This window comes from Fibrobacter sp. (assembly GCA_024399065.1).
GTDB lineage: Bacteria > Fibrobacterota > Fibrobacteria > Fibrobacterales > Fibrobacteraceae > Fibrobacter.
In genome coordinates this window covers 15,184-30,502 of the sequence record JAKSIB010000009.1, presented here as the reverse complement: position 1 = coordinate 30,502, position 15,319 = coordinate 15,184, and the positions used below count along the sequence as shown (strand labels likewise).

Below are 15,319 nucleotides of genomic sequence, written 5' to 3'. Positions count from 1 at the left end.
GGGGTTTTGAATAAAAAAACGCCTGGGTTTTCGCCCAGGTGTTTTTTTGTAATGTTCTCTTTTTTATTTCTTGAATTTTACCGCGGTGCCGTAGACAATGATTTCTGCGGCGCCAGCCATAACGGCAGATGTCATGAAACGTACGGATACGATGGCATCGGCACCAATGTTCTGGGCTTGAATAACCATGCGGTTTGTTGCCTCTTGACGGGCCTGCTCCAGCATTTCGGTGTAGCCAGCAAGTTCGCCACCAATGATGGACTTAAGGCCAGCGAAAACGTCGCGAACCACGTTCTTGCTGAACACGATGCTGCCCTTGACCATCTGGATGGTTTCAATTTCTTTTCCAGAAATAAAGTCCGTTGTATAAAGCTTCATATTACAAAGTATCCTGGAACTGGTGGAACTTTTCAAGAAGTTCTGCGTAAGTCTTGGTGGAATCCAACTGGGGGAACTGAGCCACGATGGAGTCCGGAGCGCAGAAGAAGCAACCCTTGTCGGCCTGCTTCAGCATGCCAGTGTCATTGAAGGAGTCGCCGCTGGCGAAAACCTTGAAGTTCAGGTCCTGCAGGGACTTGACCACCTTGGTCTTCTGGTCGTTGAGGCGCAGGTGGTAACCCTTGATCATGTCGTCTTCCACAATCAGGTTGTGGCAGAAAATGGTGGGCATGCCCAGGTTCTGCATGATGGGGTAGGCGAATTCCTGGAAAGTATCGCTGAGGATGATTACCTGGGCTTCGTCACGGAGGGTGTCCATGAATTCGCGGGCGCCCTTCAAAAGGCCCAGGTTACGGATCACGTCCTGGATGGTGGAAAGCTTAAGGCCTTCACGTTCCATGATCTTGATACGGCCCTTCATCAAAACATCGTAGTCGGGGATGTCGCGGGTGGTGAGGCGCAGGTCGGCGATGCCGGTCTTTTCTGCTACAGCGATCCAGATTTCGGGGGCGAGAACGCCTTCCAGGTCCAGGGTTACAACACATTGCTTAGTAAACATAATAGTTCCGAGGACGCTTCACTTTGAACTTTGAGGTCGGTCGCGAAGCTCCCTTTGAGGTTGATGTTTTATTTCTTGCGTTCGGCGATAATTTCGCGGAGGTCGTCCAGTGTAATGGTGTACTTGTTGCGGCAGAAGTCGCAGACCATTTCAAGATCCTTGCCTTCCTTTTCCAAGTCCTTCAAGTCGCTTAAAGGTAGCGCCGCCAGGGAGCTAATGGTGCGTTCCTTGCTGCAGGGGCAGTAGGCCTTGGCGCCAAATTCCTTGATGACTTCAATTTCGTAAGGTCCTTCGAACTGGAAAAGCAGTTCGTCCACCATGGTCTTGCCACCGTTCTGCTGGGTTGCATACATGTCGGAGAACTTGGGGAGGTTCAGCACCACCTGTTCCAGGATGGTGGTGTCCTTTTCTTCCATTTCGGGGAAGGCTTCTACGTAGAAACCGATGGCGTAATCCAGCTTACAGGGATCTTCCTTGTTGAACTGGGCTTCGATACCCACAGCGGAAAGGATCTGTTCGGACTGGTACAAGTAGGTAGCCAAATTCTGGCCCATGGAGGCGCTGACAGCCTGGACCACGCTTTCGTGAACGCGCTTGCCGTATTCGTTCAGCTTCACCACCTGGTAATTCTGGGGAATCAGGGCCGGTTCGTCGCCCTTGATAGCCAGCAGGTCGTCCTGTGGAATCATGGCGCGTACGAAGTAGTAGGACTCCTCGTCTTCCTTGCGGCTAATGAGGGGGCTGGTATCAGCCTTGGCGTAGGAAATTTCACCACCAAAGGTGGCGGTTACGCTAACGGTACCCTTCATCTTGAGGCTGCTGCTCAAAAAGATGGAGGAAATGGCGGTTTCAGCCAACAACTTCAGGGAATAAGACTGAGCCCCGTGCTTCGCGCCAATTTCGTTCATTGTGTTGGTAATGTCCACAAGAACCAGGCGGAAGGGTGCCTTCTTACCCGTAGATCGAATGATGCGGTCCTTAAGATTCATGGCACCAAATATAGTAATTCTAGGCAAAACGCCCAAAAACGGCAAAAATTAAAAGGTCTGAAAGCGGAAAAACGACAAACCTATTGTTCTTGTAGGGATATCCGAGGGCGAAAACCCTTTTTGAACGTGATTTACGGCTCATTTGGGGGTGTGAGGAATGCTTTAAAATAACATTATTGTAAAAATTAAGTTATATTGATTTTCGTATGGGATGTCGGCATGACATTTCGTTTTCTTGGTGGACTTGGATATGATTAGACAAAATCGCAAGTATCGTGCTGTTAATGTAAAGGGCTTCACCCTGGTGGAAGTCCTAGTTGTCGTTATTATTATCGGCGTATTATCAAGTATGGGTGTTGTTGGCCTTCAGGGTGCGGTTCAGAATAATCGCGTTCGAGACGCTGCTGTAAATGTTGCCGCATTTTTGGAAAAGGCTTCTACTATAGCTAGGCAAACAAGTGATTCTCTTTGCGTTGAAGCCGCAAATGGTTCTTCAACCATAACACTGCGTAAGACTGCTGGAGGTTGCCAAGGGGATGTTGTAGAGTCTATGAATTTGGAAGGAGGGGTCTTTTTTCGCTCCTCGGCTAGTGGTGTAAGTTCCCCTGTTTCCGGAGCAACAACGAATCTTTCGGGAAAATCAGCGTACTTCATTCCTCGATTGGGGTTGAATTCCTTTAGAGGAAGCAATTTAAGTGACCAATCCAATGAAGGCTATTTCTTGATGCAATACACAACATCCGGTAAGTGGGCTGGTGTTGCCAAGGTTCCTACGGATAACCGTTTCCGTTCTTATACCTACAATGGAGGATGGTTCGCGTTATGATTTTAAGAACAGAAAATAAGTTGTCTCCTGCAGTTCGTCGACGTAAAGCTGGCTTTGGCATCGCTGAAATCCTGGTTTCCGCCGCGGTTTTGGGCTTTATGATTGTCGCCTTGAATCAATTGCAAAGCAGCAACCGTGATGCCATTATGCGAGTCCGATCTCGTGATGGTGCTGTAGCTGTTTCTCAGCAGGTTATAGATTCTCTCTCCGCTGTGGGTGTATCTGCGTTGCAACTAACTAAGGATGCTTCGGGCGCTAAGCAGAAGCTTGTTTTGCATAAAACCCGTGAGTGGAAAGGAACTCCAGGAACGTTGGCACATACAACTTCTGTTGATTATACAGTCCGCGTAGACATTTCAGATGATGATGACTACAAGAGTACTGTAGAAACGAGTTACTATCCCACGAATCATGTCTATGCAAAAAAATTGAATGTTGAGGTTGAATGGACTTATAAGGGAACTCCTCATTCTATTTCTGTGTCTAGCGTGGTACGTTAAAGAACGTTTTAATGCTCACTTTTTTATGGTGATTTGGATATGAAGAAGGAAAATTTTAATTGTCGTATTACGAATGACGCTAAAAAGGGCTTTACCCTCATGGAATTGATGGTGTATGTTGCCCTAGTGGGGGTCATCGTTATTATTGCTGGGCAGGTGTTCAGTGATAGTACGAAGTTTAGGGTCCGTTCAGAATCCATGATCAGGTCCAGCGAAACGGCAAGCAATATTGCGGTGCTTATGGCTGAAGATATTTCTCAAACGGGAGCGAAGAGTTCCAACCAAGGTGGAGCAAGTACGTCAGATGTGTTTCTTACGGGTGATTCCATTTACATTGATCCTCAAAATGCTGCTGTATTGAAAAAGGATTCTTCATCCTTTAGAATTGTCCCTCAAACTGATGGGTGCCCTGCATCTGGTTGTAATACGGATACCTTGGTTGTTCGTCGACTTCGCTACCATGAAACTACGGGCGAGTTTATGGCAATGGAAGAAGTGAAGTGGTTCTTGCGCAATAATTCTTTGTTTAGATCTTGTCGTACGATTCCCAATACGTCTTCAACTGCTTCGAATGATTGCCCGCAAAAGAACGGTTCTGAAGCCTTGCAAGCTGTAGAAATGGCTGATAACATCGCTGGGTTTAAGGTTGTTCCTGCAAAGCCTCGTGTGCTTGGTTCTGCTACGGTATCCGCTTATGAACAATCTGTATTGCTTCCGAATAGTGATCCTAGCATAAAGACTTTTAGACTTATCCCAAGGTATGGTGATGGAAATTTCTTCTTTACAGCTGTAGAATCTTCCACTGATAAGGAATCGGCTACACTTTCTGGTTTTTCTACAAACTATGATCTGGAAAACGGACAACCAGAACTTTCTGGAAAGAAGGCTAACCAGGTTTTTGTTGGACAGGCTAATAGTGGTTCTGGATCTTGGCCGGACCTTTGTAAAAAGGTAAATCTTGAAGCTAACATTGAATACGAAATTTCTTTTTCATTGCCTTTCAAGGAAGACCTTAGTCGTATGTTCTGCCCTGGGCGAGATTATGCTGCAGTTGGTTTCCGTAATATGGATGGAAATGGCTATCCTGGTTTAGATGATTTCAATTTCTTCTTCCCGGTAGCTCAAAATGAGCCTACGAGGAGAACATTCCGTTTTACTGCGAGTAGCTCGATAACCAATGCCTGTATGGCATTTACCTTCGCTAGCTATTCTCCGGTTGCGGCAAACGGCTCTGTAACGATTTCTGATATTCAACTTAAGAAGGTGGAAACGTCCAATTTCAATTTTGACGATGAATCGTTTGTGCCTCAAGTGGACGACAAAAAGAATGTTAAGGCTTTCCTTCTGATTTTGTCTGTAAAGAAAAATGGTGAAACCTCTACAGTTCGTCAAGTTATTCCTATCCCAAGTAATGGTCCTAGAGATTAAGGGAGACAAGTATGTTTAATAAAAAGGGTGTGTCCTTAGTAACGGTGTTGTTGTTCATGCTGATTGCAACGATTGCTGCAACAGCGACTTATAAGTGGTTAAGTACTACTCAAAGCTCAAGTGCAAGCCGAATGGCTCTTGCGGAAGCTCAGCAGTCTTCTAGGGCTGGGCTTGACGCGGTACGAGCATGGATGACCTTTAACGCTAACGATGTTGGCGCTATTATTGGGCAGTATCAAAGCGCATCTAATGGCAAGAAACCCATTAAACTTAACGATGTTGTCAAGGACTTTGGAACCTCAAAGCAGAACTATACAGTTTGGCTAACAGGTGTAAATACTGAAACGTCTAATTACAAGTTGAAAATTACTTCTGTTGGTACTGCACGAAGTGGCAATGCCAAGTACAGTGAAAACTCAATTCTTAAGGTAAACGGACTTTACCGTGTTAACATTCCCCAGGAATCAACATCGCTTAATTTTGACCAGGCGTTTTCTGGAAAATTGGGTAATGTTACCAGCGATAACGTATTGCAGTCTGGTTTGATTAATGGTGATCTTAAAGGTAACGTTCCTAAGATTACTGATAATCTCCTTGTTACAGGAAGTGTAACTTACCAAGGTGGAACCAATCAGGGTAAGGACCTTTACATCAAGGGTGATTATGGTAACCAGGGTACTTTGACTATTGGTGAAGTGGATGCCTCTGGTAATTGCATTGCCGGCAAAGATACCAACGTTGTGTATATTGGTGGCAATATGACAACTTGTGCTGGTGGCCCCCTTACTGTTTGCGGCGACCTGTTTGTCAATGGAAACATTAGCTCAAATTGTGCTATGAAAGTTTCTGGTAATCTCACGGTTAATGGTGTTTTTGAAAGATCTCAAAATTACAATACTGTGATCGGCAAAAATCTTGTATTTACTGACAAGGCCACTTTGAAGGTTGGTAGCGATAATTTTGGAACGATTGAGGTAAAGGGTAATGCTTACTTCCCAAAGACAATCGATGCCGGTTGTGGTGGCTCGTGTGGTGATGGTAACGGAAATAGAAGAATTACAATTGCAGGTAATGTTTACCAGTATTCTGGAACGAATCAGTATGAACTGTTGACGCAAAAAAACAATACCCCTATGAGATATGGAGCGTTTACCCAGGGTTCGACACAACCTCAAATAGACGGCTCGGATGATGATCGTAAAAATCATCGAATGTTTTCTTTTTCTGCTGCAAATTTGAAAACGGATCCTGCAAATCAACTTTCGAAGTGGGATAACAATGATGGCGTACTCAAGAATATTGGAAATAATTATTGGGAACGCATTCGCAAGATGAATGCTTATGGCAATTTGATAGCCAGTGACGGGAATGTGCCCCAGCCATTGCTGCTCAAGGATTCTACTGCATGGCTTGGAAAACTAGGTAATGACGCTTGTAAGAACGTTGGTTATGATGTTCCTGCAAATAACGGTTTGTCAAGCTCGAATATTTCTGCCATGAATAATTGCTATAAGAAGTTGACTTCTGACAGCCCCGAAAATCTTTATAATGGGTTCCTTGTTTTAAAAATAAACAACACCCAACTTAATGATGTTGGTTCTCAAGAACTTGATGGAAAGTTTGTTTTCTACTTTGACGCAAAACCAAGTCAAATGAGACTTCCTCCTACAAAGAACGATGCCGTTGCAATGCTCTACTTTGCTCAAGGTGCGGCAACATTGCAAAAGGGAGGGAATGGTTCTAGCTATAGGTATTTTATCTACTCTGAAGCTGATATTGATAACTTCCTTGATAAGCTGGATATTCAAGGTAGTGCCATTATGGCAAAGGGATCTACCTTTAAAGATTTGAATAGCGGTTCTTTCCACTTTGAAAAGAGCGTGTTGACTGCTTTGGTCGGTGCAGGAATCATTAAAGAAAATCCTGAGTATACGAAACTTGCTAATCCAAATGGAAGCTCTAGTGGTGACTCTGGTACGACCACTTCTAATGCTGTTCGTGACAGCTACCACGTTGCAACAGCTCCGCAGCTCCATATTTCTTTGGAATCTCAGTACAAGAACAAGGAACTTGATCCTGAAAAACTAAGCTCAAATGATTATGCTACTCCTGCACCATCTATTATTGTTTTGCCTCGTGTAATCTATTTGACCCAGGATCCTGTGGGCCGCCTTTCTGATTACTACAGTATTATTAACCTCAACAAGGCTACAGAAGAAAAGAATCCTTCTAACGTTCAGTGTAATCCGAGCCTTCCTTCTGGAAAGCTTTACACCGAAGGTAGCCCCATTGGTGAAGGTCTTTATAAGTGTACTTATACGTCTTCAACCTATTCGGCTGATGGAATTCCGTTCTGGGTAGTGATTGCTGGCAAAAATGGCGAAACTCCTAAGGTGTATTTCAATGGTACCGATGAAAAGATTACTCCGGGTGGCTCTGCAATTACCGTAAACATGGGGACTTCTGCAGGCACTCGTACAGGTACAAAGTCTGTTGATGTTCGAGTATCCAACATTCCAGATGAAAAGTGGATTATAACCCCGCAAACTGGCGTTTCCCAACATAACATTTCTGCAAGCACAGAAAATGATCGCTACTATACTGTAACGTTTGATGCTAGTCGAGACAATTTCCCAGCGTTTACTGTGCAGGCTTTGCCTGGCGCTGCTAGCGGTACTGTTGTGTTTGAATTGATTCCTCCTAATAACGGCTGTGTTATTGGTACTCCAAACTATTTCATGGTATCTATTACGGGGTTTGCAAATGTTAATAGGGCGGATATTCCTAGTAGTTACTGCTCAGACCATGATAAGGTTCTTGGCGTAGATGGTGTGGAATATGATTGCGCCGCAATTACGAGTGATAACTGGCCGTCATGTAACAGTGCGCAACAGAAAACAGAATGGGTGTATCCTTACTGCAATAGCTTAAGAGTAAATGAAGAAAATAATTCCTGGACTTGCGGTACAAACCTTGGAATTCATTTGCAAAACAGAAATATCTCTGGTAGCTGTATTGCTGTAATTCGTGATACGGTTCTTGAAGCAGAAAACAATGAAACCTATACGTTGCATGCCTCTCTCAAGAGAAAACCGTATAAACTTTTTGTGAATATTACAGGCAATGATGTTGTGGGCGCCTCGACAAAAGTCTATATAAACGGGGAAACAACTGCAGCTACGCCTAGTGACCATGTTAATGGGTATGATGTGTATAATGTGTACGCCGGTTACTCCGTTACTGCGGTGGCGGATGACGGTGGTAGTAACAAGTTCTCGACCTGGAAGTGCTATGGTGGCGATTGTGGACCAAGAAAGAGCTACGGAAATAAGAGATTTGATGATATGGGTATTAACTCTAATGATACCCTGGTTGCTTACTTTAACGTACGCGACGAGCACTGCTTCTATGATGCGTTTGGCAAAAAGGAAAACAAAAAGGGTGTGTCTGAGGATTTCCTAGATAAATGTACTGCTGCTAATTATGAAAACTGCATTGATTACTGTAGTGAAACGGTATCACAGTGCTCTGTTGGTGAAGGAATCGATCAACAGGCAAACTGGATGTCTGTATATTCTCAGGGATCAAAAAACTCTTGTATTAAATACAACAGGTATGGTGGTTGTAGTGATTTTGAAAGAATCTACACGTATACAAAACCAAATGTGACTTCTGCTTATATTAGCGCTGGACCTTCGCAACCTATGGTGTTGCTTAATTATGTCGATGCAGGCTTCAACGGAACAATGACAGTAAAGAGAACTGTTTCAGGAGGTGGATTCCTTGGATGGGATGACACCAGAGACGAGGTTGATGATGGCGTGATTTTTAGATCCAATGAATCTGCTACAAGCTATTTTGCGCTAAATGTTGTTGCGTTTAAGATTCCCTTTGTTGGAAGTTTCTCTGCTCAGGCTCAGGTTTGCTACGCTAGTGGGCAAAACACCACTAGAACCTATTGTACTTCTGCAGATATAATGAAGTCATCTACAAGTTTGTTTGGCGCAATTCCTTCATCTGCGTTAAATGACTGTACCATAAAGTTGACGTTGAACGGCCCTGTCGTTGAAGTTGCTTTGGGGTATTCTGAAGGGTCGACTAAGTCTATCGGTATCGCAACATTGAATCTTAACGATATCGAAAAACTTCCTGCGGAAGGTGTTGCTCTTGCTAACACCAATAATTCCGCAAATCAAAGGTACCATGTTGGCTTGAAGTTGAAAAACGCAAAGTATCACTACAGTGATATGTCCTGGACAACAACAGACGTTGATAAGGAATCCAGTTGCTTTGCTGCACCGCAAATTTATTGCTCCTTTAGAAACAAATATATCGGAGGTTTGGTGCCTTATGATTCCAACGTAACACCTTGGGTAGGCTATTCTAGCTGGTTTGAAGATAATGACGAGTGTGAAGAAAACGTTGTCCCTGAGTACTACTATAACGGTTGTGACGTTCCCTCTAGTTATTTTGCTGGAGGTTCTATAGCTTTCACTGATGGTAGTCGTTCTTATTCTTGCTACAGTACAGATAATGTCGGTGCATTCTGGAATGAGGGTGCTCGAATGGCGGGAAGTACCTATCGATTTATGGAAAAGGGTGATCACAAGGTTAAAATTACGGATCAAACGGGCAAGTGGTTTGAATGGCTTATTTCTACAAAGAAAACAGGTTATGCGAAAAATGCTACGGCAATGATTCGTTGTGGCCATTCTATTTACACTGCGGATTGCGGTACGTTCTATGTTGGTGATGTGCAATCATGCACAGACAATGAAACGATTTATTCTGGGGAAACGTCAAAGTCTTGCTCTGGTGGACTTGATTGTGAAATCAATCTTGATGATGATAAAACAGTAAACTTACGCGATGCGAACCTTGTAGTATCGATAAATTCAGATGCCACTGAAGGTTCCATCTCGGCTCATCTTGTTGACCAGAATGGTAAGAATAGCAATGACTTTACAATATCTTACGCAAATCGTGGTGCTACGGTTCCTATTGTAAATCTTATGACAGAGGATGGCTTTGATCCGCAGGTGGTTTCAAAAATTGTATTCAACGGCTCGTACAGATTTGATGTTGTTCGTGTGGAAAGTTCTTGCCCCAATGCCACGGGTATTGGAAATGCTTGCTATGCAGGATTGAACGCCACCGGAACAGGTTTTAACATTTCCGCGCCGAGCATATCTCATCCGGAGAAGGCTCCTCAAAATGGTTGTAAAATTGAAAGCTCGTCTAATCTGGTGGATGCCGTGACTACGGATTGTAGCATGGACGGTAATTTCTTTGTTCCGGCAACGGACTTGTTCACTTCGCTGAATTATGATGAAGACATTTCTTTTACGATAACTATGACGGATGAAAAGGGAGAACAATCAACCTGTACAACACATCCTGTCGAGGTGAAGAAACCTACCATGGGCGATTGTAGTGTTTCTCGAAGTGAAATTTTTGAAGGGCAGGATATACCGACATTTACATATAATATTTTGGACTGCCCTCCGAGTGGTTGTGCTGTGACGGTTGAATTAGATGGGCCAAAGACTGCTAGTGGTGATATTACGTGCGCTACTAGTGGTGGAAATTGCTCTGAAAACTGGACGCCAGAAGTAAGTTCAACTGATGGTGCATACACTTATCGTGTAACCTACAATACGGATAAATGCGAAGCTTCTTTCGTAGTGAATAAAACCACTCCGGCAACGGCTGAAAATTGCCGTGTAGATGGCACTGATTTTAAGGCAGATTTAAAGGCTGGCAATTATGGTTCTTATGCGGCAAAGTTGTGGTATAATGACCCGCAAGGTAAAGTTATTGGCAGTGAACACGCCGTCACTGTGGATGAAACATATACTCAGTCTATTACAGGGCTTACTGGAAATGGCACGTTCTATCTCGTTTTGACGATTAATGGAACACAGGCTTGTGACCCTGTTCCGTACACTGTCGGAAAGTCTACTTTGACTTTAGGTAATTGCCCCACAGGAAAGTTCTCTGGAACATCGGCAACGTTTACTCCCTCGGTTAATGGTTGCGATGGTGCTGATGGTGAATGTTCCTGGGCTATAAGTAATAGCGGCTCGGTAACAGACTTTGCAAATAACGGTGGTAGTGTCACTGTAACGGGTTCGGCTGGAAATTCTTATGTGTTGTCCCTTAAGCGTGGTGCCGAGGAAGCTTCAACGAAGTGTACAATTGAGTTTGAATCGGCTGAAAGTTCGGAACTATCATGTTCATTTAAGGATAATTCGGGAACTCCAGTTACGAGTGTTATGGCTGGAGAGAATGTTAAACTTGTTTCAACGACTCCAAATAGCTCCGGATCTCAAAAGGAATTGACTATCCAGGGACCTAGTGTAGTTTGGGAGAATGGCGTTCAAGTTAATAAACAAAATTCCTCTTGTTTTTGGTATAATGGTGCTTCTTTAGATTGTGGTTTTACGTTGCCAGATTCACCCCAATCATATACTTATGTTTTAAAAGATGGTTCAACAACGCTTTGTTCCGCAAATTTGAATGTTGTAGCTCGGGGAACTGGGGTGACGGCAGATTGTGTAATCAAACAGAATGGTACCGAGGTTACAAAAGTTGCTGGTGAAACAAGCTTGACGTTCGATGTAAGTAGTATCAACGGGATAAACAATAATTTCAACGCAAAATTGAATTATGGATCGACTTCTAAAGTGATTGATTGTAGTAATTCTAATTGTTGGAACAATTCCTTTAATGCTCCCGCAGCAAAATCAGATGATGAAACTTACGATTTAATCCTTACAACGACAGATGGCTCGTATGAAATTTGCCGGGCAACACTGACTGTGAAAGGTTCTAATTCTGAACCGGTTTATACTTCGTTTGGCACTGTTGTTCATACGTGTTGTAATTCGAATGGTGAATATGAATCGCAGTCAGCAGGAGGAAATATGAATGCTAATCAGTGGTACTCCGTAACCTTGAATGCTCGTCATTATGATAATGCTAAATTACAAGTTGGCTATTGGGCGGAAAGTCCGACATCCTTTGGAATAGAATATACCGATTGCAATGGAGGCTCTCATTCAGGAACGGTTTATACAAAGGTTGATGGAACGAAGGAAAATCCTGCTCATTGGGACTTTAATTCTTTTGATATTTATTCTAAGCAAAATCAAAATTGCGTGATTAATGTAAAGATTGATGCTTCCGTGTACATTTCCATAAACGAATGGTGACGCCTTTGTATGATTAATGAAAAATCCCCTGCCTTCGGGTGGGGGATTTTTTGCTTTTTATCACATATTCCAAGCTGTGTTAGAAAATTTTTACAAAATGTGTCCCGGAGTTGAAATTTGGGGCTATATTTATGATGTAATAAAAAAAAGAGAGGTTTATCATGAAGTACATTTCCTCTAAAATCGTTTTGGCTTTGTCTAGCGTGGCCCTGATGGCCGCAATGTCTGCATGTACCGCCGACTCTTCTGCGGGTACTACTAGTGATTTGGAAGAGGTGGGTTGGAATTCGCCTTCCAAGTCTGATGTTGATAAAACTGATGATGGAGTTGTAAGTTCCAGCTCTGTTGCTCCCAAGTCTAGCTCCAGTGCCGTGGTTGAATCCAGTTCAAGTGAGGAAACCTCCGAACCTGAGTCTTCCGGTTCCGAAGAGGCTGAGGAAGAATTTGATCCGGAAATTGGTGCGATAGAGGAAGATATGTCGAAAACTCCTGAAAAGGTTAATGACAGGACGGATAAGGTTGTAGCCATTACTCCTGAAAAGATTGAAGAATCAATGACAAAGGTGGATGAAGATAAGGTTCCCGAAGGTATTGAAAAAGACGAGGCCTTGACTGGCGATGATCTCTTCGTCGGTGATAAGGATTTGGATTTCGACGAAAATGAATACTACTGCAAGACTCCGGAGGGAGACTGGTATGTCCTTGAAGGATCAAAGTATGATAACTTTTGGTCTAAGTTCTTGAATTGGATGTCTATTCTCTTCACTGGCAAGAAGTGGCTTGATTACAGCAAGGTTTGCGAGGTAATCTACGTTCATCCGAATAGATAATTCTGATCGTTGTTTGGTGTATTTGGATTGAGTAAAAAGAGCCTACCAGGAGACTGGTAGGCTTCTTTGTGATGATTGATGCGCGGGTGGCCTTAGCGGGCGACGACTTGGTTGCGAATTTTTTCGGAGGTGGCGCGGTCGGTTGCCTGAGCCAAGCATTCGAATGCGAATTCTTCGGCGGTGCCTGCGCCGCGGCTTGTGATGACGTTGCCGTCCACTACCACACGGTCGGTAAGGAACTGCTTGCAGTCTAACTCCACTTCGCAGCCCGGGAAGCAGGTGCAGGTTCTGTTCTTGAGGAGGCCTGCTTGGGAAAGCACCAGGGGCGCGGCGCAGATGGCAAATATCCATTTGCCAGCGGCGTCAAAGCTCTTGAGAACTTCGGCCACGGCTGCAGATGCCTTGAGATTTTTGACGCCGGGACCGCCGCCGGGGAGGCAGACTGCGTCGTAGTCGGCGAGGTTTACATCCTTCAAAAGAACGTTTGCCTTGATGGCAAGACCGTGGGCGCCTACAACATCCAGACTATCACTGATGGAGGCCAAGGCTACGTTCAGGCCGCCGCGTTGCCAGTAGTCGAAGGGGGTGACGAATTCGGTTTCTTCGAAACCATTTGCCATAAGGAAAAGAACGTTCATTGGGTACCTCTGTTTTTGCTGCTAAAATAACAAATGCTGGACAGAAATCGAGTAGTCTTTGAAATTTGAACGTTTGAAAGGGTCGTTTTCGCGAAAATGTGTCACCAAATCCAAGAAAATGTGTGTTTAGTGACAGAAATTTCAAACAAAGTAATTAAAAATGGCGGGTTGTTTGTTAGTTGTAATAAAAAAAGACTCTTTGTTTGTCACTAATTAGGTCTTTTAGATGATTTGGTGATAAAACTTTTAAAGCTGCTTTGCAGACAAAGTAAAAATCGTGTCACTAAACTTAGAGAAATTCACGTTTAGTGACAAAAAACATGGAAATAGATCCTTCGCTTCGCTCAGGATGACGCGCGAGGACGCTCAGGATGACGCGCGAGTTACCCTACGGAGTGTTCCAGCTTCAGGGTCAGCAGCTGGCGGGCTTCGGTAGCGAATTCGCCGGGCAGTTCCTTGAACACATCCTTACAGAAACCGCCCACCATAGCCTGGATGGCGTCTTCGCGCTTGATGCCGCGGCTCTCGAAATAGAACAGCTGATCTTCGCTGATGCGGCTGGTGGTTGCTTCGTGTTCCGTCTGGGCGGTGCCGTTTGCTACCGTAATGTAGGGGAAGGTGTGGGCGGCACTCTTGTCGCCAACCAGCATGCTGTCGCACTGGGTGTAGTTGCGGGCGCCTGCGGCACTCTTACGAATAGAGACTTCGCCGCGGTAGGCGTTGCTGGAATTGTCGGCGCTGATACCTTTCGAAATGATCGTACTGCGAGTGTTCTTACCGATGTGGATCATCTTGGTGCCGGTATCGGCCTGCATGTGGCCGTTGGTCAGAGCCACGCTGTAGAATTCACCTACGGAGTTGTCGCCCACCAGAACGCAGCTGGGGTACTTCCAGGTGATGGCGGAACCGGTTTCCACCTGGGTCCAGCTGATGCGGCTGTTCTTGCCGGCGCACTTGCCGCGCTTGGTCACAAAGTTGTAGACGCCACCTGCGCCAGTCTCGCGGTCGCCGGCGTACCAGTTCTGTACGGTGCTGTACTTGATCTTGGCGTTTTCGTTGGCCACCAGTTCTACGATGGCGGAATGGAGCTGCTTGCTGCTGAATTCAGGAGCGGTACAGCCTTCCAGGTAGCTGACTTCGGCGTTGTCGTCTGCGATAATCAGGGTGCGTTCGAACTGGCCTGCTTCCTTGTTGTTGATGCGGAAGTAGGTGCTGAGGTCCATGGGGCACTTGACGCCTGCGGGAATGTAGACGAAGCTTCCGTCACCAAACACGGCACTGTTCAAGGCGGCAAAGTAGTTGTCGCCTGCGGGAACCACGCTACCCAGGTACTGTTCGATCAGTTCCGGGTATTCCTTGATGGCATCGGAAATACTGCAGAAGATAATGCCCATTTCCATGAGCTTCTTCTTGTGGCTTGTATAAATACTGACGGAGTCGAACACTGCGTCCACGGCCACGTTGGCCAGACGCTTCTGTTCGTCCAGAGGAATTCCCAGCTTTTCGAAGGTGGCCAGAAGTTCCGGGTCCACGTCCTCGATCTTTTCGTGAGCCTTCTTGTTCTTGGGTGCGGAATAGTAGACGATGTCCTGCAGGTCCACAGGCGCAAAATTCAGCTCGCCCCAGTTGGGCTGCTCCATGGTCAGGAGCTTCTCGTAAGCCTTGAGGCGGAAATCCAGCATGAACTGGGGTTCGCCGCGGAGAGCGCTGGCTCGACGGATGATGTCTTCGTTAAGGCCCTTTTCAAAAGAGTCGTTTTCGATATCCGTAACAAAGCCGTACTTGTAATTTTCGCTCATTATATCCGCCAAATTGCAATTTTACGGCGGTAAATATACAAAAATCGTAGGGAATGGAGATCCCGGGTCAAGCCCGGGATGACAAATAAAAGTGGCCG

At 45.0% G+C, this 15,319-nt stretch carries 10 protein-coding genes; 5 read left to right on the top strand and 5 right to left on the bottom strand.

All coding sequences use genetic code 11. From position 1 onward, the window contains the following. Positions 1-63: 63 nt before the first annotated feature. The 3 genes from MJZ25_06110 to MJZ25_06100 all read right to left on the bottom strand — a co-directional run bounded on the left by MJZ25_06110 (position 64) and on the right by MJZ25_06100 (position 1,986). Positions 64-378 carry a YbjQ family protein gene (locus MJZ25_06110; protein ID MCQ2123743.1) on the bottom strand — a complete coding sequence of 105 codons (315 nt, stop codon included), beginning with the start codon at positions 376-378 and terminating at the stop codon, positions 64-66. Position 379: 1 nt separating this feature from the next. Further along, positions 380-997, bottom strand: a complete 618-nt coding sequence (gene thrH, locus MJZ25_06105) for a bifunctional phosphoserine phosphatase/homoserine phosphotransferase ThrH (protein ID MCQ2123742.1) — start codon at positions 995-997, stop codon at positions 380-382. Positions 998-1,065: 68 nt separating this feature from the next. Beyond that, positions 1,066-1,986, bottom strand: coding sequence for an Hsp33 family molecular chaperone HslO (locus MJZ25_06100; protein MCQ2123741.1), 921 nt, complete (start codon positions 1,984-1,986; stop codon positions 1,066-1,068). 250 nt (positions 1,987-2,236) lie between these two features. On the opposite strand from MJZ25_06100, the gene MJZ25_06095 reads away from it, so the two are divergent. The 5 genes from MJZ25_06095 to MJZ25_06075 all read left to right on the top strand — a co-directional run bounded on the left by MJZ25_06095 (position 2,237) and on the right by MJZ25_06075 (position 12,784). After that, positions 2,237-2,812, top strand: coding sequence for a prepilin-type N-terminal cleavage/methylation domain-containing protein (locus MJZ25_06095; GenBank protein ID MCQ2123740.1), 576 nt, complete (start codon positions 2,237-2,239; stop codon positions 2,810-2,812). Next, the gene (locus MJZ25_06090) at positions 2,809-3,312 is read left to right on the top strand and encodes a type II secretion system protein (protein ID MCQ2123739.1); all 504 of its coding nucleotides are present in this window, start codon (positions 2,809-2,811) and stop codon (positions 3,310-3,312) included. The genes MJZ25_06095 and MJZ25_06090 overlap by 4 nt, the downstream gene beginning before the upstream one ends. Before the next feature lie 39 nt (positions 3,313-3,351). Further along, on the top strand, positions 3,352-4,740 hold the full coding sequence (locus MJZ25_06085; protein MCQ2123738.1) for a prepilin-type N-terminal cleavage/methylation domain-containing protein: 1,389 nt from the start codon (positions 3,352-3,354) through the stop codon (positions 4,738-4,740). A gap of 11 nt (positions 4,741-4,751) precedes the next feature. Further along, positions 4,752-11,954, top strand: coding sequence for a hypothetical protein (locus MJZ25_06080; protein ID MCQ2123737.1), 7,203 nt, complete (start codon positions 4,752-4,754; stop codon positions 11,952-11,954). A gap of 161 nt (positions 11,955-12,115) precedes the next feature. Next, a complete protein-coding gene (locus tag MJZ25_06075) occupies positions 12,116-12,784 on the top strand; it encodes a hypothetical protein (GenBank protein MCQ2123736.1) in 669 nt (222 codons plus the stop codon). Between the two features lie 92 nt (positions 12,785-12,876). Here the strand turns inward: MJZ25_06075 and MJZ25_06070 are convergent, their stop codons facing one another. Both MJZ25_06070 and sufB read right to left on the bottom strand, forming a co-directional pair. Continuing rightward, a complete protein-coding gene (locus MJZ25_06070) occupies positions 12,877-13,422 on the bottom strand; it encodes a DJ-1/PfpI family protein (protein ID MCQ2123735.1) in 546 nt (181 codons plus the stop codon). Positions 13,423-13,805: 383 nt separating this feature from the next. Continuing rightward, entirely contained in the window at positions 13,806-15,221 is a 1,416-nt protein-coding gene (sufB, locus tag MJZ25_06065; GenBank protein MCQ2123734.1) for a Fe-S cluster assembly protein SufB, read from the bottom strand. Positions 15,222-15,319 lie beyond the last annotated feature (98 nt).